Origin of the sequence: Fibrella musci, from assembly GCF_041321105.1 — a bacterium.
Classification (GTDB): Bacteria; Bacteroidota; Bacteroidia; order Cytophagales; family Spirosomataceae; genus Fibrella; species Fibrella musci.
In genome coordinates this window covers 133,232-154,425 of sequence record NZ_JBGGWD010000002.1, presented here as the reverse complement: position 1 = coordinate 154,425, position 21,194 = coordinate 133,232, and the positions used below count along the sequence as shown (strand labels likewise).

Genomic DNA, 21,194 nt, shown 5'->3' with positions numbered 1-21,194 from the left:
GCCAGGACGTACCTGCATCATATGGCTCATGTTTTATTGGATGCCGCCCGGATGAGCGAGGCAATGGATACGGCCAAAGAACTGGCGGGCGAAAACCAATACCGTTGCCTTTACGCCGGTAGTGCCGAAGAAACCCTGAGCCACGTAGCACCTTACCTGTTTTCACTGCAAAATTCTGCTTTCGTCGACTGGGTACTGGCCGAAGGCTGGGGGCAGGCCTGGGGTGTAGTCGTTGTTACCGATGCCGAACCATCGGCGCTGTATCAACATCTGAAGCGCTTTCTCTATGTCAGACCCGAACAGGGGCCTGCGCTGTATTTTCGTTACTATGACCCCCGCGCTCTGCGATTATTCCTGCCCACCTGCGACACCGATCAACTCCAGACCTTCTTTGGACCGGTTCGTTATTTTATTGCCGAAGATGAAGACTCGGCTTATGCGCTTAATTTTTCTGTAGAACAGGGGCAACTCCGTCAGCAACGCCTCCCCCGAACTGAAGCGCATACGTACCTGAAGCAGTATCTGGCGAAGCGCTACCAACGTACCTGACCGACAGCTGTCGAACGCAGAAGGCCTTCTATCGCTCGGTAGAAGGCCTTCTGCGTTTAGATAACGTACCTGGCTTACTGCACAAATGTCCGGCGGGCACCGTCCGACGCGAACAGCGCGCGGCTGCGGGCGGTTTGGCCGTTGGTAAACATATACATGCAGGCGTCGTTGGTGTAGTCCATGTAGTTCATAAACAGATCGCCGTTGGGTCCATTGCCGCAGGTGACGTGCGGGAAGGCCGGGCAACCATAGTTGGCCGTCTGCTGCGTCGGGGTATCGGCAACCTGATCATTACCGCAACTGGCATCGCCCCAGATATGCCGCAGGTTAAGCCAGTGACCAACTTCGTGCGTGGCGGTGCGACCTTTGTCATAGGGGCTGGCAAAATAGCCGCCCGACGGCACGAGGTCGCGGCTACCAAAGTATTGTGGGCCGATAACCACACCATCCGTTGCGGCCGTACCACCCGGAAATTGCGCGTAACCCAGGATGCCACCGCCAATGTTACAGACCCAGATGTTCAGGCTACGAGTCGGGTCGATGGCGTCGACGCCCCCTTTTTTGCTGCTCTTCATGGCGTCACGAGTACCCCACGATGTTTTGCTCGACTGCTTCCGATCGACGCTCGCCAGCGTAAACTGAATCTGCATGTCGGAAGCCAGGTTCGAAAAGACGCCCGGCAACAGACTGACGTCACTGTTGGTTTTGCGGTAGTCGCGGTTGAGGACCGTAATCTGCGACTGAATCTGCGCGTCGCTGATGTTTTGCTGCGCCGTGTTGTAGATCACGTGCACCCGGACCGGGATGGTGACTACACCTGTGTAGGGCGCAGCGGCTGCCGCTAACGACCCGCTTTTCATGAAACGGCTGGCTTGTTTGTCGATATCGTCCAGCTTTTTGGCAAGACCGGGGTTTTCTTTGATGTTTTCGGCCAGCACGTCCATCGTGGCGCACTGACGGGGGCCATCTTCGCCCTGTTTCGCATTTCGGTCACTTGCTGATGACGTACCTGACTGGTCAATAGTTGGGTCAAAGCAGGAAGACACGGCACCAACGATAGCCAAACAAACGATGGGTAAAAGGAATTTTTTCATTAGCATGGTTAGGTTAATGGTTGATCAAACCTATACTTTATTCTAAATATTAACAAATGACACTTTTTAAAAATAATTTAAGACTTACAGAAAGGAATGTATGTATAAGAGCGCGTTAATTAGGTTGCTTCCGCCTGTAACCGACCGCGCCAGCGTAAGTCAATACTAAGCGCAGGAATGGCTGTCATTTCGGTCAATGAGTCTCATTGGCTCGTGTGGTGCATGCGATGAGGTTGACTGTCTTTTATAAATTAGCTGTGTGGTATTGACCCATCTTCATTTATCCGTCTACATAATACCTGCCTGTTACTGATTGGTCGCCTACTGCGCTTCTGCGTTGACTTATTCTGATACCTATGACGAAATATATACGGTCGTTCTTCTTTTTAATCTTATTTGGTACGAGCCCGCTCGCCTTTGCCCAACTCATCACTACGCAGGCCATCGCGACGAACGCCGTTTGTGCGGGCTCTACCATCGAAGTACCTTTCACCAGCAGTGGCCTGTCGGTTACGTCTATGACTGCCTACACCGTGCAGCTGGCCAATGGCAATGGTGCCTTTGTGAACGTACCTACGAGTGCCGCCACGCAGAACGGAGCTGCCTACACCATAACGGCGACGATCCCGGCCAGCCTGACTTATAGCAATGCCTACCGGGTGCGGGTGGTGAGTAGCAGTGTATTAGGTACCGTAAGCCCAACCACGCTGACGGTGAAAACCCTGCCCGGCGCACCAGCCGTGCCGCTCCAGCTGGTTGCCCCGAATACGTACCAGTACACCTTCTGCCAGAACGATAAGCCCGTTACGTTGTCCGACATTACTGGTCCCGTGCCCGACAACTACCGGGTACAATACGACTTCGGCAGCGGGGCCGCACCCACTAGTCAGAAGACATTTACGGCCCCGACTATTACGACAGCGACGCCCAGCAAGGCGACCTATAACCTGCGTTTTGTAGTGACGGATGCCAGCCGGGGCTGCAACCCCGGCAACGACGCGGTGGCCTACCTGCAAACCGAAGTGAAACTCCGCCCCGATGTACCGTCGGTACCCAACCCAACGCTGACGTATTGCCTGAACAGTAATGCCCCAGCGTTAGCTGCCTACACCACAGTGGCCAACGCGAATCTGGCCTGGTACGATGCCAGCGATAAACTGCTTTCGGAAACGACGGCCCCTGTTCCGCCAACCAGTCAGCCGGGTACGCAAACGTATCAGGTAGTGCAGTCGGTAAATGGTTGCGAAAGCCCTAAAGTGCGCCTGACGGTGGCTGTTCAGACCACACCGGTGCCAGCCGTCGGTCAGACCCGCCTTGATGTTTGTAAGGGAAGCACAACCCAACCCCTGTCAGCCACCGGCACGAACCTACGCTGGACCGACCCTACGGGGACAACCTTCGCCGCAGCGCCCATGCCTTCGACCAGCGAGGTGACCAAGAGTGCCGATGGCGACATTTATTACGTAACCCAAACGGGTAGTAATGGCTGCGTGAGCCCGCGTGTCGCCATTCGGGTGTTTGTCTTGGGGCCACCCACATTGGCCCTGTCGGGCAGCACAACCGTTACGCTGGGTCAGACTGCCACGCTCACCCTCACGTTTACGGGCAACGGGCCTTATCGGTTCAGGTTGTCGAATGGCCTTTCAGGTACGGCGCAGAAAGACACGACGGTGCGCGTAACCCCCAGCAGCACGACTGTCTACCAAGTGGCCGAGGTGAGCAACAATTGCGGCACAGGCCTGCCTACCAGCTCGGCTACCATTACCGTACAGGTACCCTCGATCCGTACATTGCCGCTGTCGGCCAGCGTAGTGTGTGCGGGTAGCCCGGTGACGGCGAATTTCCAGGCCACGGGCGGTTTCAACGCCGGGAATACCTTCCGGGTACGCATCGCCCGGATTGAGGCAGGCACGACCGCGCTGACGTACACGGATCTGACGGATCAACGGGTCGGCATAGGGCAGGTGACAGGTACGTTGCCTGCCACGTTGGCCGTGGGTACGTATTCATTGGTTGTGGTATCGACCAACCCCGACATTTCGACGACCAACACGACCACACCCACCCAAATCGCGGTACGGGCTCCCGCCAGTGCTACCCTGTCGGCCACCCCAAACCCGGCGCAGGCTGGCGAACTGGTCAAACTCAACGTCACGCTGGGTGGCGAAGGCCCCTGGACGTTCAGTTATCGCGACAGTAGTAATGTAGTTGGCACCGCGCAGCAGGTGACCACCAACGCCAATCCGCATAGTATCGAACTTCATCTTCAACGAACAACCGCCTACCGGTTAACGGCTCTGAGTAATGGCTGCGGCAATGCGCCGGGGCTACCTGCCCCATTGGTGGTTACGGTCCTGCCGCTGTTGGCTACCGAACCGCTGCGGATGGACGGACTGACTGAATCGGTCCGAGTATTCCCCATCCCGGCCACCTCGGCGCTGACGGTGCAATTTGCTGAACCCTTAACCGAGTCGGCCACGCTTGACCTACTGGATATGCAGGGAAAAACGAAACAGCAGCACCGAATCATGCAAACGACGACAACCGTACCACTTACGCACTGGCCCGCAGGTACGTACCTGCTCCGGATTCGGGTGGGTGAACAGACCACGGTGCGGCGTATTCTGGTAGAATAAGAGCACACGTTGCGTATAGCTGACGAGTTTGTCGGGGGTAGTAACGTACCTGGAAACGATACGATAGGCGACGGGCTGAGGGGGGCGTAGGTACGTTGTATATTCGGTTGCGGGCGGTCAGCCAATGACGGCTCGCCCGCAACCGAAAAAGGCGGATGGTGTGGATTGGGCGGAAAACTCACCGCAAGGCACAGAGTGAATCGCCTGCTGAATTTTCTCCCAAAAATAAAGACCCCAAACCCGGCGCAAACGGGTGATTCTGCCCTATTCTAACCAGAAAAAAAACCGTCAAATAGGGTGATTTTCCCCTATTCACTGCTCCTTCTGAGGCTTAGTTTGCTTGCACTAGTAACCATAAGCCTCAAAAGTATGTCCACAGCCATTAATCTTTATGAACTAACTCCCGAGCAACTCCGGGAAGCCGTTACCCGTTTTAGTGTTTCTCTCGACGATTCTGTCGCCTGGGAGGCCGTTCGAGCCAGATTTGCACAGGTTGAAGCGGTCAGCATCAATCGGTTGCAGACAGTCCTAACGCTTTCTCAGGAAGCCGGAGCCAAGTATGTAAAACTCTATAATGCACTCGACGAAACCGGTAATCATTTCTTTTTTCTTGCCCCCCTTGCTACCGATGGGCGGGCGCTCGCCGGGAACGACGCCGTAGCGGTTATGTGCTGCTGTAGTAAACCACCCTGCCCCGACACCTTATCTGACCGCTATTATACGGTAGGCTGACCAGCCGCTTTGGCGCAGACTGTCTGCTTTGTTCTGACATGATTGACACCGTCCTTTACCTGTCTATCTTAGGCATCAGTACGCTCATGTATGGCAGTCATTACAGCGTACTGATGCCGCCTTTACGTTGGTTGGCGATCGGCATAGGCATAACGTTCGTTGGTAACCTGACGGCTGTGATCGCCTGGCGGGTGCTTAAGCAGCCCAACAATCTCTATGTATTTCATATGCTTACGATTGGGCAGTATGTGGCCTTCTCGCTAATGTTCAGCCGGGCTTTGGTCGGAGCAGGTTGGCAGCGGGCGGCCGTGTGGTCGGCGGGCATGTTTACCCTCGTTGCACTGGGGTTCTCGCTGACGATTCAACCCTGGACGCACTACAACTCCTATACCCTGACTATTTACAATTGCCTGCTGTGTGTCTGGTCGTTACAATACCTTCGGCAGCTTTTTTCGGAAATAAAGGTGGCTGGGCTCGAAAAAGACCCTATGTTCTGGGTCAGTACGGCTATTCTTTACACGGCATTAGGTAATCTCTTTGTACAGGGGCTGATGAACTACCTCATTCAGCGGTCCACTCAACACGCGCTGTCAGTATATTGGATTCAGGAACTACTGAACGGGTTGCAGGTGGTGCTATTTATGGTGGCCTGGTACGTGAATCGGCAGTATGTCCAGCGTGGGGTATAACCAGCTATGCGTATGGAGTACGGATTATCGGATGTAGTGCTGCTAATTATCGTGGGTACGTTGCTACTGCTTTTGCTAGGGGCTTTTATCACCGTATTGCTTTTTGTCTACAAGCGCCGGTACGTTGAACATCAGGCCGAACTGACGCATCTGTACGAAGCCCATCAGCGCGAAATCCTGACGGCCCAGCTCGAAACCCAAAACCAGACACTTCAACACATCGGAGACGAACTCCACGACCACATCGGGCAGATGCTGTCGGTCATCTGGCTGCACTTGAACCTGCTCGAGGACGAAACCGCCAACTCACCGGTGCAGGGCAAAGTATCAGAACTGCTCACCCACACGGCCACTGTAGTGGCCGACGTCAGAAATCTGTCCAAATCGTTAAGTACCGACACTGTAGCCCGTTTTGGGCTACTGGAATGTATACGGCTGGAACTTGATCGAATCGATCGGGCCGCCGGGCAGCAACGTACCCAGTTTCAGGTGTTGGGTGACGCGTACGCTTTGAAAGGAGACAGCGAAATTGTGCTGTTGCGCATGGTGCAGGAAGCGCTCAACAATGCCCTGAAGCACGCCCCTTACGCCCCCATCCACCTGACGCTCAATTACCAGCCTGATGCGCTTCAGCTGACCATTGCTGACGAAGGCCCCGGCTTCTCGATGCCCGAAGTGAACAGCCGTTCACTCGGCAAAGGCGGGCAGGGGCTGCATAACCTGCGTCGGCGGGCACAACTGCTGGGCGGGAGCTGCGTGTGGCATACGGCACCCGGCGAAGGAACCCAGGTTGTGCTGACCATTCCGCGCAGTAGTTGAGTTAGGCTATTGTCGTAATAGCGTTAGTCGAGTAAAGCGGCTTGCTAACCGTCTACTAAGTAATTGGGTAGTATCTACTGCCAATCTGGTATTGACAGCTGCAAAATACTTTACTTAACTTGCTGTCTGACATTGTCTTATGTTGATGTATGAAAACCACCGTTGCCATTGTTGATGATCATCGGTTGCTGGCCCAGGCATTAGCCGACCTGATCAATCGGCTCGATGACTATACCATCCTGTTCTGCGCCGAAAACGGACAGGATCTGTTCCGAAAGTTAGAAACACAGGCTGTTCCTGACCTGGTGCTGCTCGACGTAAACATGCCCATAATGAATGGTCTCGACACGGCCATTCAACTGAGAGAACGTTATCCTGCGTTACGTGTGATTGCCCTCTCGATGCTTGACGACGAACAGACGGTGGTGCAAATGATGCAACATGGTACACGCGGTTATTTGTTGAAGGGCTGCCATCCGCACGAACTCCGGCAGGCGCTCGACGACGTGCGCGACAAAGGCGTGTATTCATCGGCGTTCCTGACCGGGCATTTACTGGGGCAGCTTAGCCGACCTACGTTGACACCGGCGCCCGTTGAGGTAAAATCCAGCCTATCCGGACGGCTCAATGACCGCGAGCGGCATTTTGTGAAACTGGCCTGTAGCGAGTTGACCTACGTAGAAATTGCCGATAAAATGTGCGTGAGTCCGCGTACCGTAGATGGTTACCGGGAGGCTGTATTTGAGAAGCTACAGGTAAAAACGCGGGTCGGCCTGGTAATGGAAGCAATCAAGCTGGGCTTATCCTAGCTTGTCCTGATTGGGCGGTAAATTTTGCCAGTGCTATTTGCAGGAGTAGGGGGAGGCTGTATATTTGTACAACATAAGCGGGAGTAGCTCAGTTGGTAGAGCGGCAGCTTCCCAAGCTGCAGGCCGTGGGTTCGAGACCCATTTCCCGCTCAACTCATAATCAGCCAGTTAGATCAAGTCTAGCTGGCTTTTTTGTTGGCTGTAAGTACTGTCGCTTTGCTTAAAAGTTTTGCCGTGGACTATCTCCTAGCGTGACGAATACTTGTGTTTCCTGGGTATTGTTGTGAGGTAACAAAAAGTTTACCAATATTTTTCAACAATTGTCGAGTAGTTCTAGTTAGAAGACCAATCATATGTATAAATGCACGTGAGCTTATAGTGACTACGAACGATGCATTTTGTATTGATTACTATATTTTCTTTGCTTTATTCAACTAGGAAATCGACCAGTGGGCTGCTGCGTAAAGCGGTAGCCCACTATTTTGGGTATCAATATAGGTTAGCTATAGTGTTAACTTAATTAAATTGAATAACTACAAATAGCTTATCTAAGTGATAATTTGACAAAGTAAAATTTGGAGTTGTTAGTGTAGGTCTCATATTTGCGTGTGTTACTATCGAACGCAATAACAAAAAAGCTTCAACTCGATGCGGCTGAAGCTTTTCACATTACGCTTTATCCAACTAAAGAAGGTTAGCAGGTCTATGCAAGCGCATGGACCTGCTTTATGTTTAACCAGCTTCTTCAGATCGATGACTGATGAAGCTGCGTGTTTGTTAAGCTTATAAACTACTAATTCGACCTTTCAGCTAGCAATTAGCGAAGAAAGATGGAAATCTGCTCAATTTTGTATGCCAATATATGTGCAGATGTTGTGAATGAAAGAAATTTTGATTCAGTGACCCAGTTCGTAAGCGAAAATGATAGAGTTTGTCTCAGCTGCATAGCTAGTAGCGTTAAAGCGAAAGGCAACTGAAGGGCTAGCCAACAAGGTGGCTACTACAGCGTCGCCATATCGATTACGAACCGATACCGAACATCGCCCTTCAGCATCCGATCGTAGGCCGGATGAATATCCTTAATATCGATCAGCTCAATGTCGGAAACGATGTTATGCTCGGCGCAAAAATCGAGCATCTCCTGCGTTTCGGCAATGCCACCAATGGTAGAACCCGCGAGCGATTTTCGGCCGGGGATAAGGCTGAAAGCCAGAATCGCCGCCGGAGTCGGTGGCGCGCCTACACAAATGTGTACCCCGTCGGTCTTCAGCATGGCCAGGTACTGATTGTAGTCGTGCTCGGCTGAAACCGTATCCAGAATGAAGTCGAAATAGCCCGTTACGGCAGCCACCTGCTCGGGATCACTGGTAACGACAAACTTGTGAGCACCTAGTCTGCGGGCGTCTTCTTCCTTTTTGGGTGATGTGCTTAGCACAGTTACCTCGGCACCAAAAGCAACTCCAAACTTCACGCCCATATGGCCGAGGCCACCCAGCCCTACCACGGCCAGTTTATGACCTCTGCCAACCTGCCAATGCCGAAGGGGCGAGTAAGTAGTGATGCCGGCGCACAACAGCGGGGCCGCAGCCGCCAGGTCGAGCTTCTCGGGCATATGCAGCACAAAATCTTCGTGCACTACGATGGTGTTGGAATACCCGCCATAGGTGGGTGTTTTCCTGTCCTGCTCCAGGCTATTGTAGGTGAGCGTGTTGCCGTTGGTGCAATACTGCTCCAGCCCATGCTGGCAATTCTCGCAGGTGCGGCACGAGTCGACCATGCAGCCTGTACCAGCCAGATCGCCTACCTTGAATTTGCTGACCTGATCGCCAACGGCTATAACCCGGCCAACAATCTCATGCCCCGGCACCATCGGGAAGATCCCGCCGCCCCACTCATCTTTGATCTGATGCAGGTCGGAATGGCAAACGCCACAGTGTGTAATATCGAATTGAACATCGTGTGGCCCAACGGTCCGTCGGTCGAAGGCCCAGGGGGCAAGTGGCGTGTCTTTGGTTTGAGCGGCGTATCCTTTAGCAGCGATCATAATAAGTTAGTTTATACGGCTTGATGTTGGGCCTCAAATCCAACGTACCTGAGCGGTCAAAACGGATTGGTCATGACAGTACAGGCACGTTGGGTACGTTGATTCAACAGGTTATTCCTCCCGATGTTTTTTAATCAGCCATTCTCAGTGTTGTGTGGCTTTTTTTATCGCTAATAAATCGCTTGCCGGTTTATTAACGGCCGGGGTTTTGGTCGGTAGCTCAGAAAAGTACGCTTTTGTCGGGCTGCGTAGCTTGTTGGCACCTGTCCGAAGCGTAACGATTCCGGGCAGGTATACCTGGCTGAAGAAAGGCTGTAAGCCGCCATACTGCTGACCTGATTACGCAACCAGGCAGCGCCAGCGATTGTGTTCAGGTACGTACCCAATGCTGGCTAGTTGGGCTTCGTCGCTTACCGACAGACGAATGAATAGCCCGCTAAAAGCCCCCGCCGCTCAGTAACATACTCATTAAAAGACGATGGATACGGCTCAGCTCTGTTTGGATTTGATTACCTTTCAAATTGGCTAATTATCAATGAGTTAGCAGTGATAATTGCTCTATTTAATTGAATTTTTCGAATAGAAAAGTAAGCGAACAGGCACGTTGGTCGACATCCGATGAACGTACCTGGAGCAAGTACCTTAACGATTAAACGTGTTTGTAGCAACCTCATGGCTCTCTTAAATTTTTCAACCCAATGCCGTTGCCCAAACTGTGGGGCAGACCATACGCTCGAGCGTATCAAGCGTAACCCAATGACCAAACTGGCGCTGTTTTTCCTGACCACCCGACGATATCGCTGCTGTTGGTGCAATCACACGTTCACCCAGATTGTCTTGCACGACGAAAAAGCTCAGTCGACATAAAGGCGCTCGGCATCAAGTGCCGCCATGTAGTTCGCCTGGTTGAACTGGTACAGGTACGGTGCCTTGTGTGCACCGCCCAATTTGCGCTCGTCCAGCCGTTCGAGAATGCCATATCCCAACATGCGTTTCTGAAAATTGCGGCGGTCCAGCGGCTGCCCCAGAATGGTCTCGTACAACTGCTGCAAATCGGGCATGGTAAACTTGTCGGGCAACAGATTGTACCCAATGGGCTGGTAGCTGAGTTGCCGCCGAAGGGTTTTCAGGGCCAGACTGATCATGTCGTTGTGATCGAATAGCAACGGCGGAATCTGATCAATACTCCACCAGCGGCATTCGTCCGTGAAAGGGCCGGGGGTGGGGGTTACGTTGGCAAATTCGACCAGTGCATAGTACCCAACCGATACATCCCGGCTGATAATGGCCTGCCCAACATCGTCGGGCAGGCCTAGTTTTTTTAGCGTTTCCTGCACGCTGAAGTGTTTGTAGCGCGTCACGTCGCCAAACGTATGAAACTGTTGCAGGAAAATTTCGCTCAGGCCAGTGCGCTGGCGTAAGCTGCGATGAGCCGCCTCGTCGAGGCTTTCTTCGTGGCGAATCCGTCCACCCGGCAGGCACCAGTCGCCAGTTCCTTTCCAACGCAGCAGCAGCACTTTAAGCTGCCCGCTGTGAAAGCCAAAAATGACGCAGTCGATCGATACAGAAGGCAGGCAGTTGAGGCGGATGTCGGTGATTAGCCGTTGCAACTCATGTTGGTATTCCATGAAGAAATTATAAAAAAATAACTAGTGTGTAAATAATACACATTGAGATCTTCTTTCTACTATTGTTTTAAAAATACATATTGGTTATGAAACCAGCTCTTTTGACGCGGATGCCCTACCGGACTGTGGCGGCAGTTTGTGTCAGCGCCGTGGGATTATGGGCGTATTCGGCCCGGCCACTGGCTGAACCCGGCACCCCGCCCGACGAAAACCGGTTCACCAAAGTGGTGCTGGCCGAAAAGCTCAACGAGCCTTTGGAAATGGCTATTCTGCCCGATGAGCGGGTATTGCTGGTGGAGCGACACGGCGACGTCCGAATCTATTCGCCCGCGACGAAGCAGCTGGTGACCATCGCAACGATTCCGGTCAGCACGAAATATAAGGATAAAGAGGGGCACGAAACCGAGGCCGAAGACGGCCTGCTGGGGGTGAACATCGACCCTAATTTCGAGCAAAATCACTGGGTATACCTCTATTACTCACCCGCGGGCGATGAACCCAAAAACATACTGACCCGCTACGAGCTGAAGGGCGACGAACTGGTGCTTTCGTCGAAAAAGGTGCTGCTGGAGGTACCCGTTCAGCGCGAGCAATGCTGCCATACGGGCGGCTCCATCGACTGGGACCGGGCCGGTAATCTGTACCTCTCGACGGGCGATAACACCAGCCCCCGCGCTACCCTGTATGCCCCCATCGACGAGCGCCCCGACCGCGGCCCCTGGGATGCGCAGAAGTCGTCGGGCAACACCAATGATTTGCGCGGCAAAATTCTGCGGATTCATCCCGAACCCGATGGCACCTACACCATTCCCGACGGGAACCTGTTTCCGAAAGGAACGGCCAAAACCCGCCCCGAAATTTATACGATGGGTCACCGAAACCCGTATCGTATCTCGGTTGATAAACACAAGGGGTACGTGTATTGGGGCGATGTTGGGCCAGATGCCGGGGCCGATTCAGCGGGCGTTGGGCCAATGGCCGAAGACGAATACAACCAGGCGCGACGGCCCGGCAATTTTGGCTGGCCCTACTTTGTGGGCGACAACAAAGCGTATAACGACGTCGATTTTGCCAGCAATAAGGCGGGGGCCCAGTTCGATCCAGCGCATCCGGTCAACAATTCCCCCAACAACACCGGCCTGCGCGAGCTGCCTCCGGCTCAACCGGCGCTGATCTCGTATCCGGCCAGCGGCAGTAAAAAATTCCCGATCATGGGCACGGGCGGCCGGAGCGCAATGGCGGGGCCAACCTACTACAAACGTGATTTTGGCGGAGCCAAACGGCCCTTTCCTGATTACTACGACGGAAAGGTTTTTCTGTTCGAGTGGATGCGTGACATGATTCTGGCGGTTAGTGTCAACGAACAGGGCGACATGACCAACATCGAGCGTTTCCTGCCCAATATGGCTTTCAGCCACCCGATCGATATGGCCTTCGGGCCTAATGGCGACCTGTACGTGCTCGAATACGGCACCGGCTGGTTCGTGAAAAACGACGACTCGCGGCTGGTGCGGATTGAATTTAACGCGGGCAATCGGAAGCCAGCCATTCAGGCCTCGGCCAGCCAGACGGTGGGCGCCGTACCGCTAAAAGTGGCTTTTTCATCGACCGGCACGAAAGATTTCGATGGTGATGCGCTGACGTATCAGTGGAAAATTTACAGCAAGGCGGGCGGGCAACCGACCCTGTTCACCGAACCCAGCCCGACGTTTACGTTTCAGAAGCCCGGCCAGTATAAAGCGGTGCTCACAGTCACCGATGCGCAGGGCCTTGCCGACACGCGTGAACTGACGATCATGGCCGGTAACCAACCGCCAACCGTTGCGCTCGACATCACGAAGGGTAACAAAAGTTTTTACTTTCCCGGCCAGCCCATTGCCTATCAGGTAAGCGTGACCGACAAGGAAGACGGCAGCCTCGCCAGCGGCAAAATTCAACCCAAACAGGTGATGGTGCAGGCAACGTACCTGACCGACGCCGCGCAGGTCACCAGCGCGGCAGGCCATAAGTTTTCGGAGGCAACGTACCTGGGCATGGGCAAGACGCTGATGGACAAAAGCGACTGCAAAGCCTGCCATTTTACCGATAAAAAATCGGTTGGGCCTTCATTCATCGACGTCGCCAGGCGCTATAAACGAGACCCTAATGCGGTAGCAAGTCTCTCGAACAAGATCATCAAAGGCGGTGGTGGCGTCTGGGGCGATGCCATCATGACGGCCCACCCGCAACTGGGTACGTCGGACGCCAGCGAGATTGTAAACTACATCCTGACGCTGGCCGATAAGCCCGTGGTTACGCCCTCGCTGCCCATTAAAGGTACGTATGCACCCGGCAGCGCCGAAAACGCCGACTTGGTGCTGCGCGCCTCATATAAGGACAAAGGCGCTAACGGCTTGCCCGGCCAGACAACCGAACAGGCGTTGGTACTGCGCAATCCGCTGCTACCCCTGGGCGCGAGCAATAGCCAGTCGAAAGGCGTTATGCTGTTTAAAATGGGCACGCAACCTCACCCGTTGGTCGTTGTGATGGCGCCAGATACATACGTGCAGTTCAATCAGCTGGACCTGACGGGCGTCAAAACCATGACGTTCTCGGTGTCGATTCCGAAAGCGCAGCTGAATGCCGTTGGCGGGCGGATTGAAATCAGGGTCGACTCACCAACGGGGCCGTTGCTTGGCCAGACCGACGAACTACTACCGGCCGAGACCAAAGACGCCGACCCCTTCAAAACCAGCCTGGCAAAAGCAAACCTGACGCCGGTGACTGGGCGACATGATCTGTTCTTCGTCTTCAAGAATGAAAAAGCGGGTAAGTCGCCGCTGTTTGTGCCAGTTACGGTACTGTTAGCCAATTAATTGACCATCACCTTTTCCCAATATCGACTATGCATTCTTCACGTCGTCAATTTCTGAATCAGCTTGGGCTGTCGGCTGCTGGCCTGGGCCTGGCCTCTGTTTTACCGTCTCGTTCGATCGCGGCCACTACCGCTGCCGCCGACACGTCAGCGCTGCGTTTTGAGATTTCGTTGGCCGAGTTCTCGTTTGCCCCCGAGTTGATGGGCGGTAAAATGACCAATATGGAGTTTCCGGCCAAAGCTAAAAATGACTTCGGTATCAACGTACTCGAATACGTTTCCATGTTTTTCGGCGACAAACACACCGACCAGACGTACCTGAACGAGCTAAAGAAACGTTGCGACGACCTGGGGATGAAAAATAACCTGATCATGGTCGATGGTCCCAACATTGCCGATCTGGATGCCGCCAAGCGAGCAAAGGCGGTGGAGTGGCACTATCGCTGGGTCGATGCGGCCAAATTTCTGGGTTGTTCGGCCATCCGGGTCAATTTGGGCGATACCAGCAAGGCCATTTCGGGCGTGGCCGACGATCCGGCCGATGAAGCGGCCAAATCGGCTGCCGACGGATACCACAAACTGCTCGAATTTGCTGCCAAGCAGAAGATGAACGTGATCGTTGAAAATCACTTCGGTAACTCAACCGATATCGACTGGCTGGTGGGGGTGATGAAGCAGGTAAACATGCCCAACGCTGGGCTGCTGCCCGATTTCGGTAATTTCTGTCGGCAACGTACCCAGCCCAAAACCAACGATATCAAGGGCATTATGGACACCAAATGCATCCAGGAGTATGACCGTTATGAGGGAGTGAAGAAGATGATGCCGTACGCCAAGGGCATCAGCGCCAAAACGCATAAGTTCGATGCCAACGGTAACGAAGTCGAAACCGACTTCCGGCGGATGTTCAAGATTATCAAGGATGCCGGGTTCAACGGGTACGTCGGTATTGAATATGAAGGCGGATTGATGAATGCCTATAACCCGACGGGGGGCTATCTGTCGAGCACCGACGGTGTTAAAGCAACGAAAACGCTACTGGAACGCGTACGAACCGAGCTGTCGTAAGCGAGCCAGTCTGGTTGGCAACGCGCCCTAACAGCCAGCTATCGGAACGGTAGCTGGCTGTTTTGCTTGGCAGTATACCGGGCTACCTAAAAAGTAGGACGATACCGGGAATGTGGTTGTACGGAACAGGTATTATTTAGATTAATTAAAAACAATTTCATTTTGTCGCCTGTCGTGCCTTGTTTTGCAGCCAGATTTATTACCCAAGCAACCATATGCGACCATTTATAAAGGCTTATATACTGGCTATCGGGCTATTGCCGTTCGTGGCACAGGCTCAGCAAGCCGCTAGTATTCGTGGCACCGTAACGACCTCCGACGGTAATCCGGCAGAGGCTGTCACGGTGAGTTTGAAAGGAAAAGGGCAGGGGGGCGTTACCACCGACAAGGGCCAGTATGTCATTAACCGGGTGAAGCCAGGTACGTATACCGTGCAGGTGTCGGCCGTGGGGCTGACGACGGCCGAGAAAGAACTGACCTTGAACACGGGCGAAAGCGCAACGCTCGATTTTGTGCTGGCCGAAAACACGGCGCAGCTTCAGGAAGTGACCGTCAGCGCGGGGCGTATCAACCGATTTGCCCGTTCGTCGAGCGATTATGTATCGAAGATGCCGCTGAAGAACATCGAGAACCCGCAGGTGTACAATAGCGTCGGTAAAGAGCTCCTGACCGAACAGCTTGTGTTCTCGGTCGACGATGCCATGCGCAACGCACCGGGTATCCAGAAAATGTGGGAAGCGACCGGCCGCGCTGGCGATGGTGGCAGCTACTACAATACGCGTGGCTTTATTGTACAAAGCCAATTGCGAAACGGGCTGGCTGGCAACGTCACGAGCGACATCGACGCCGTCAATCTGGAAAAGCTGGAAACGATTAAAGGGCCATCGGCCACGCTGTTCGGTAGCGCGCTGACCTCCTACGGCGGGCTCATCAACCGGGTGACCAAGAAACCGTACGAAACGTTTGGTGGCGAAGTATCGCTCTCAGCAGGCAGCTACGATCTTCAGCGAGCCAGCGTCGATGTGAACACGCCTCTAAACCAGAGCCGGAACCTGATGCTGCGCGTGAATACGGCGTTTACCCACGAAGGCACATTCCAGACGCAGGGCTTTAGCCGCCGGTTTGCCTTGGCACCCAGTCTTTTGTACAAACCGAACGACCGGCTGTCGATTCTGCTCGATGCGGAGTTGTTCCGGGCCGAGGGCATCGGCAAGCAACTGCTGTTCTTCTACGTACCGGCCGCCACACTCGGGGCTACCCGCGCCAACGAGCTGAACGTCGACTACCGCAACTCGTATATGGGCAAGGGCCTGACGCAGCAAACGCGCAGCACCAACCTGTTTGGGCAGGTGAACTACCGGATCTCGCCCTCGTTTACGTCGTCGACCAACCTCAGCAGCAGCCACAGTTTTTCGAACGGCTTTGGCCCTTACTTCTACCTGCTTCCCTCGGGTGGCGCGCTGGGCACCAACAACCTGGTCCGGGCCGACCAGTCGACGCGCAACAGCACCAACGATGTGTTTGAGGTGCAACAACTGATCAACGGGGATTTCCGGTTGGGTAGCCTGCGTAACCGCATCGTGGTTGGGCTTGATTACCTGCACGTTAATTCAAATCAGCTGTTTTTTGGTAGCGTGTTCGACACCGTTCCGCTCTCGGCCAACACCGACTACAGCCAGTTCAATGGCGCGGCGCTGGCGGCGCTCTATGCCAACAAAGCCCCCGATTTTACGTACCCGATCACGGGGATTCGCAATACATACAGCGCTTTCGTATCTGACGTGCTGAACCTGACTGACCAGTTGAGCGTGTTGGCCGCGTTGCGTGTCGACAACTTCAACAATAAGGGTGGAAAAGTTGGCTCCGACGTACCTGGCTATCAGCAAACGGCGTTCTCACCCAAATTTGGTTTGGTCTATCAGGCCGTGAAAGACAAGGTGTCGCTATTTGCCAACTACCAGAATAGCTTCAACAATCAAGGCATTTATAACGCCTACGACGTAACGGCGCGGGATAGCCTGACGCAACGATTTGCCAAACTTGAGCAAGCCAACCAGTTTGAGGCGGGGGTTAAGCTCAACGCCTACAGCGGCCGCCTGAGCGCCACCATCAGCTATTACGATATTCAGGTGAAAAACCTGTTGCGCACCGACCCGAACCCGCTGGCAGCGGCCAAATTCGCTCAGACGCAGGATGGTACCCAACTAAGCCGGGGTGTTGAAGTCGACGTCGTTGCCAATCCGTTTGTGGGTTTCAATATGGTAGCGGGTTTCTCGTACAACGACTCGAAACTGACCAACGCTGCCGCTGACGTGAACGGGCGCCGCCCCGCCACGGCCTCATCGCCTGTGCTGGCCAATCTGTGGCTTAGCTACCGCATTCAGAGCAGTGTGTTGCGTGGCCTGGGTATTGGGTTTGGCGGTAACTACGCCAGCGACAACAAGATCCAGAACAGCATCAGTCAGGGCGTGTTTATTCTACCCGCCTATACAGTCCTGAACGCATCGGCGTTTTATGAGCAGCGCAAGTTCCGGGTGGCCGTGAAAGCGGATAATTTCACCAACGAGCGCTACTGGATTGGCTACACGACCATGAATCCGCAAAAGCTGCGCAGCTTCGTGGGGAGTGTAACGTACAAGTTTTAAGGGAGTGGGTTGGTTTGTAGTTTGTTTAGTCGCTCAAGGGTATGACGTTCAGGAAAGCTGTTGGTAAACTTCATCTGTGGCTTGGGTTGGCCTCCGGGCTGATTGTGTTCATCGTAGCCGTAACAGGCTGCCTGTATGCCTTCAAAACGGAGATTGAAGACCTGACGCAGGCTTATCGCTATGTACCTGCGGAGGCCCGTCCGGCCCTGCCACCGTCGCGTTTCGAAGCGATTGGCCAACAACTGTTGCCGGGCAAAAACCTGCACAGCGTTACCTACCGCACCGGCGGGCGAGCGGCGATCCTGGCGTTTTACCACTACGAACCAACCTACTACTACCTCGCCTACATTCATCCGTATACGGGTAAGGTGCTGCACGTGCAGGACATGAGCCGCGATTTCTTTTATCAGGTGTTGCAGGGGCATTATTACCTCTGGCTACCGCCCACCATCGGGCAGCCCATCGTGGCCTCGGCAACCCTGATCTTTGTCGTGCTGCTCATCACGGGGCTGGTGCTATGGTGGCCTAAAAACCGGGCGGCGCGCAAGCAGCGGTTCACGGTCAAATGGACGGCACCCTGGCGGCGGCGTAACTATGACCTGCACAATGTGTTTGGGTTCTACGTGATGGGCATCGCCATGCTGCTGGCGCTGACCGGGCTCGTGTGGGGCTTCCAGTGGTTTGCTAAATCGGTGTACTGGGCCACGTCGGGCGGCGAGTCGCTACCAGTCTATTATGAGCCCACCTCGACGGTGCCTGCCGGATCCCAGACTGCCGACCTGCCCGCCGTCGATCGGCTTTGGCAGCAAACGATAGCCAGCAACCCAACCGCTGAAACGGTAGAGGTGCACTTTCCCGAAACCCCAACGGCCTCCATTGCCATCAGCACCAACCCCGACGCCGCCACCTACTGGCAGGGCGATCATCGCTATTACGATCAGTACACGCTGAAGGAGTTGTCGGTAAACCACCAGTACGGTCGATTCGATGAGACGGTGTCGGTAGCCCAGAAAATTGCCCGGCTCAACTACGACGTGCACGTAGGGGCCATACTCGGGCTTCCGGGCAAACTCATTGCCTTTCTGGCCAGCCTGCTGGTGGCGAGCCTGCCCGTTACCGGCTTCCTGATCTGGTGGGGGCGTCGTAAGAAAGCTAAGAAGGTGGTGCGGCCACACAAGCCCGTTCGGCATAGTGTTCGCCCGCGGTTACGGACCAGCCAGCTACCTAATCCATAAGGTGCGCGCCTGCCATGACTGACCTGCCGGGGTAGGTCTATCTGTCTGAGTATAAGCCGGAAACGGACTGTTGTTGTTGGTTTACAGGCTCTTAAAGGCCGAACAAAGACCGGCTGGGTACGTTGTATAAGGTACGTAAGCAACACAACGTTATGAATAATCAACAGCACATTCAGCACCGCTGGCTACTGACCGCCCGTGGGGTTTGTTACATCCTGATGGGTGCAGGCATGTTTGTCTATGCCAACACCTTCACGCCGGGTACGGGGCGTATTCTGGGCGTGGTTACGCTGGTAGCAGGTCTGGCTGGCTCGGCCTACGCGCGAGCCAACAGTCGGGTCGATGGCAACAACTTCTGGGTGGTTCTGCACGGCCTGAACGACCTGATTTTTGGCGTGGTGTTTCTGATCACCGCCAGCAGCGGACTAAAGAATTTCGTGGATATGCTGGGCTTCTGGGCGTTGATCTACGCCTTTTTGCAGGCTGTGCGGGCTATGTACGCCGCGCTCATGGAGGGCGGCTCGTCGCTGCCCAATAAACTCCTTCACTTCCTGAGTGTGGTGGTGGCTGGTTATCTGGCCTTCAATATTCTGATGCGTCCTATTGGTCTGATCGACTCATTGGGCATTATGGGCTTCTTCCCGATTGGGCTGGGCATTCTGCTTATCATACAGGTTCGGTTAACCGAGCAAAAGCCGATATCGGCCCCAAGATAGAGTGAGCCAACGGGGCTTTGTTTATAAGTAAGGGTCCGGGTTTATAGCTACTTAACTGGCTATAAACCCGGACCCTTAACCTTGTAAGCAAATCTTACACGCCCGCCGACTCGACAGCGCCCAACTCGCCCTGCTCGGCCGCTTGTTTGATCTGCTCGCTGAGCGATACGTACTCGACTTCGCAGGGATACCCAAACAGGCAGTTGTCTTTGATACGCTTCACCACCTGCGCCGGTACCATATCTTCCCAGCCCTCCTGCCCGGCCTGAATCATCTCCAGCACCTGATCGGTGGAAATGTGCAGGTTCTGTTCGTTGTAGTCGGTGATGTCCTCGATCTTATCGTTCTGTTTCAGGTATTGAAACAGCGGTTCCAAGGCCGGTGATAGCTGAAACTGCTCGCCGGTGTAGAGCTGACCGTCGCGAAGCGTGGGGTAAATAAACAGCTTCACTTTCCGGCTGAACAACGTAGCGAAAGCTTCCAGAATACCGCCTGGCAAAAACGAATAGTGCTCTTCCTCGAAAATGTATTCGAGGTTCGGGATACCCATGATCAGGCCGATTTTCAGGCGGGTAATGCGCGACAGATACGCCACCAGGCGATAATACTCGTGGTAGTTGGAGATCATCACCGTTTGTCCCATGCTACACAGAATATCCACGCGGTCGAGGAAGTCCTTCTCGTCGATACCCTGCTCGTTGGCTTTCAGGTTGTGCAACGTTAGTTCGGAGAGTTGCACCACGCGGTTGGCTTCCACGTCGGGCTCCTCCAGAAACTGCTTGTAGCCATTCTCGATCATGTCGAGCTGCACGTTGGTGAGGGGGCGCAGCCGCCCGCGCATCACCAGGATGTTCTTCTTGTACAGGGCCTCTTTTGGCTGAAGAATCCGGCCGCTGGGGTCAAATAGGGTGGCGTCGGTGAAGCCGTTGCGAACCAGATACAGACTCATCAGCCGGTTATCGACCTGCGCAAATTCGGGCCCTTCGCAGCGAACTGTATCGATCTGGATGCGCTCGGGCGAGAGGTCGTCCATGAGCGACAGCAGCAGCGTTTCGGGCGATTTGCTGTAATAAAAACAAGCGTAGATCAGGTTCACGCCAATGACGCCCAGCGTTTGCTGTTGCAGCACGTTCTCGTTGTCGAGCAGCCGCACGTGGATGATGACGTCGTTGTATGGCCCCTGCGGTTCGCTCTGGAACCGGCAACCCAGCCAGCCGTGGCCTTCGTTGGTTTTCTGGTAGTTGAGCGCCACCACCGTGTTGGCGAAGGCAAAAAAAGTAGTGTCGGCGCCGCGCTTTTCCGATAGTCGTTTTTCGAGCAGGCTATACTCTTTGTTGAGCATTTTCACCAGCCGCGTTTCAACCACGTACCGGCCGCTTTCTTCCGTGCCGTAGATGGCGTCGCTAAACGTCATATCATAGGCCGACATTGTTTTGGCAACGGTTCCCGACGAGGCCCCCGCTTTGAAAAACATGGCCGCTGTTTCCTGGCCCGCCCCGATCTCGGCAAACGAGCCGTAAATGCGTCGGTCGAGGTTAATGCGTAGCGCTTTCTGTTTTGTACCTATATTTTTCTCGTACATACGCGTTGATGGGTGTCCACCAAATTTACTAGGATAACGTGAAAACCGATCATTTGGGTTTGGCGTTGTTGGGACAAACAACGTACCCAATGCA

At 54.2% G+C, this 21,194-nt stretch carries 15 protein-coding genes and 1 tRNA gene; 12 read left to right on the top strand and 4 right to left on the bottom strand.

Annotation, left to right across the window (positions count from 1 at the left end):
* Window positions 1-21 precede the first annotated feature (21 nt).
* On the top strand, window positions 22-549 hold the full coding sequence (locus ACAW74_RS06275) for a DUF4123 domain-containing protein (RefSeq protein WP_370697356.1): 528 nt from the start codon (window positions 22-24) through the stop codon (window positions 547-549).
* 74 nt (window positions 550-623) lie between these two features.
* Here ACAW74_RS06275 and ACAW74_RS06270 read toward each other — a convergent pair whose 3' ends face one another.
* Window positions 624-1,643 (bottom strand): zinc metalloprotease, encoded by a 1,020-nt coding sequence (locus ACAW74_RS06270; RefSeq protein WP_370697355.1) that lies wholly within the window; start codon window positions 1,641-1,643, stop codon window positions 624-626.
* Between the two features lie 356 nt (window positions 1,644-1,999).
* Here ACAW74_RS06270 and ACAW74_RS06265 point away from each other — a divergent pair, with 356 nt between their 5' ends.
* The 6 genes from ACAW74_RS06265 (at window position 2,000) to ACAW74_RS06240 (ending at window position 7,478) form a co-directional block, all read left to right on the top strand.
* Window positions 2,000-4,279, top strand: a complete 2,280-nt coding sequence (locus ACAW74_RS06265) for a T9SS type A sorting domain-containing protein (protein ID WP_370697354.1) — start codon at window positions 2,000-2,002, stop codon at window positions 4,277-4,279.
* 369 nt (window positions 4,280-4,648) lie between these two features.
* Window positions 4,649-5,011 (top strand): hypothetical protein, encoded by a 363-nt coding sequence (locus tag ACAW74_RS06260; protein ID WP_370697353.1) that lies wholly within the window; start codon window positions 4,649-4,651, stop codon window positions 5,009-5,011.
* A gap of 38 nt (window positions 5,012-5,049) precedes the next feature.
* Window positions 5,050-5,700, top strand: coding sequence for a hypothetical protein (locus ACAW74_RS06255; protein ID WP_370697352.1), 651 nt, complete (start codon window positions 5,050-5,052; stop codon window positions 5,698-5,700).
* Between the two features lie 12 nt (window positions 5,701-5,712).
* Window positions 5,713-6,519, top strand: a complete 807-nt coding sequence (locus ACAW74_RS06250) for a sensor histidine kinase (RefSeq protein ID WP_370697351.1) — start codon at window positions 5,713-5,715, stop codon at window positions 6,517-6,519.
* Window positions 6,520-6,668: 149 nt separating this feature from the next.
* A complete protein-coding gene (locus ACAW74_RS06245; protein WP_370697350.1) occupies window positions 6,669-7,328 on the top strand; it encodes a response regulator transcription factor in 660 nt (219 codons plus the stop codon).
* Window positions 7,329-7,405: 77 nt separating this feature from the next.
* Window positions 7,406-7,478 (top strand) — tRNA-Gly (locus tag ACAW74_RS06240).
* Between the two features lie 850 nt (window positions 7,479-8,328).
* Here ACAW74_RS06240 and ACAW74_RS06235 read toward each other — a convergent pair.
* The gene (locus ACAW74_RS06235) at window positions 8,329-9,372 is read right to left on the bottom strand and encodes an NAD(P)-dependent alcohol dehydrogenase (protein WP_370697349.1); all 1,044 of its coding nucleotides are present in this window, start codon (window positions 9,370-9,372) and stop codon (window positions 8,329-8,331) included.
* Between the two features lie 854 nt (window positions 9,373-10,226).
* Window positions 10,227-11,000 (bottom strand): NUDIX hydrolase, encoded by a 774-nt coding sequence (locus ACAW74_RS06230; protein ID WP_370697348.1) that lies wholly within the window; start codon window positions 10,998-11,000, stop codon window positions 10,227-10,229.
* 86 nt (window positions 11,001-11,086) lie between these two features.
* On the opposite strand from ACAW74_RS06230, the gene ACAW74_RS06225 reads away from it, so the two are divergent.
* The 5 genes from ACAW74_RS06225 to ACAW74_RS06205 all read left to right on the top strand — a co-directional run bounded on the left by ACAW74_RS06225 (window position 11,087) and on the right by ACAW74_RS06205 (window position 19,518).
* Window positions 11,087-13,855 carry a PQQ-dependent sugar dehydrogenase gene (locus ACAW74_RS06225; protein ID WP_370697347.1) on the top strand — a complete coding sequence of 923 codons (2,769 nt, stop codon included), beginning with the start codon at window positions 11,087-11,089 and terminating at the stop codon, window positions 13,853-13,855.
* A gap of 29 nt (window positions 13,856-13,884) precedes the next feature.
* A complete protein-coding gene (locus ACAW74_RS06220; protein WP_370697346.1) occupies window positions 13,885-14,922 on the top strand; it encodes a sugar phosphate isomerase/epimerase family protein in 1,038 nt (345 codons plus the stop codon).
* A gap of 215 nt (window positions 14,923-15,137) precedes the next feature.
* Entirely contained in the window at window positions 15,138-17,567 is a 2,430-nt protein-coding gene (locus tag ACAW74_RS06215; protein WP_370697345.1) for a TonB-dependent receptor domain-containing protein, read from the top strand.
* Between the two features lie 41 nt (window positions 17,568-17,608).
* A complete protein-coding gene (locus tag ACAW74_RS06210) occupies window positions 17,609-18,802 on the top strand; it encodes a PepSY-associated TM helix domain-containing protein (RefSeq protein ID WP_370697344.1) in 1,194 nt (397 codons plus the stop codon).
* 152 nt (window positions 18,803-18,954) lie between these two features.
* Complete coding sequence (locus ACAW74_RS06205) at window positions 18,955-19,518, top strand: DUF308 domain-containing protein (protein WP_370697343.1); 564 nt, start codon at window positions 18,955-18,957, stop codon at window positions 19,516-19,518.
* A 94-nt stretch (window positions 19,519-19,612) separates the two neighbouring features.
* Here ACAW74_RS06205 and ACAW74_RS06200 read toward each other — a convergent pair whose 3' ends face one another.
* The gene (locus ACAW74_RS06200) at window positions 19,613-21,100 is read right to left on the bottom strand and encodes a TonB-dependent receptor (RefSeq protein WP_370697342.1); all 1,488 of its coding nucleotides are present in this window, start codon (window positions 21,098-21,100) and stop codon (window positions 19,613-19,615) included.
* Between the last annotated feature and the right edge of the window lie 94 nt (window positions 21,101-21,194).

Excerpts from the sequence above, each read along its gene's own strand:
- ACAW74_RS06260 (WP_370697353.1), top strand. The coding sequence starts at position 4,649 with ATGTCCACAGCCATTAATCTTTATGAACTAACTCCCGAGCAACTCCGG.
- ACAW74_RS06200 (WP_370697342.1), bottom strand. The coding sequence starts at position 21,100 with ATGTACGAGAAAAATATAGGTACAAAACAGAAAGCGCTACGCATTAAC.
- ACAW74_RS06255 (WP_370697352.1), top strand. The coding sequence starts at position 5,050 with ATGATTGACACCGTCCTTTACCTGTCTATCTTAGGCATCAGTACGCTC.
- ACAW74_RS06265 (WP_370697354.1), top strand. The coding sequence starts at position 2,000 with ATGACGAAATATATACGGTCGTTCTTCTTTTTAATCTTATTTGGTACG.
- ACAW74_RS06270 (WP_370697355.1), bottom strand. The coding sequence starts at position 1,643 with ATGAAAAAATTCCTTTTACCCATCGTTTGTTTGGCTATCGTTGGTGCC.
- ACAW74_RS06250 (WP_370697351.1), top strand. The coding sequence starts at position 5,713 with ATGGAGTACGGATTATCGGATGTAGTGCTGCTAATTATCGTGGGTACG.
- ACAW74_RS06225 (WP_370697347.1), top strand. The coding sequence starts at position 11,087 with ATGAAACCAGCTCTTTTGACGCGGATGCCCTACCGGACTGTGGCGGCA.
- ACAW74_RS06210 (WP_370697344.1), top strand. The coding sequence starts at position 17,609 with ATGACGTTCAGGAAAGCTGTTGGTAAACTTCATCTGTGGCTTGGGTTG.
- ACAW74_RS06215 (WP_370697345.1), top strand. The coding sequence starts at position 15,138 with ATGCGACCATTTATAAAGGCTTATATACTGGCTATCGGGCTATTGCCG.
- ACAW74_RS06245 (WP_370697350.1), top strand. The coding sequence starts at position 6,669 with ATGAAAACCACCGTTGCCATTGTTGATGATCATCGGTTGCTGGCCCAG.
- ACAW74_RS06235 (WP_370697349.1), bottom strand. The coding sequence starts at position 9,372 with ATGATCGCTGCTAAAGGATACGCCGCTCAAACCAAAGACACGCCACTT.
- ACAW74_RS06275 (WP_370697356.1), top strand. The coding sequence starts at position 22 with ATGGCTCATGTTTTATTGGATGCCGCCCGGATGAGCGAGGCAATGGAT.
- ACAW74_RS06220 (WP_370697346.1), top strand. The coding sequence starts at position 13,885 with ATGCATTCTTCACGTCGTCAATTTCTGAATCAGCTTGGGCTGTCGGCT.
- ACAW74_RS06230 (WP_370697348.1), bottom strand. The coding sequence starts at position 11,000 with ATGGAATACCAACATGAGTTGCAACGGCTAATCACCGACATCCGCCTC.
- ACAW74_RS06205 (WP_370697343.1), top strand. The coding sequence starts at position 18,955 with ATGAATAATCAACAGCACATTCAGCACCGCTGGCTACTGACCGCCCGT.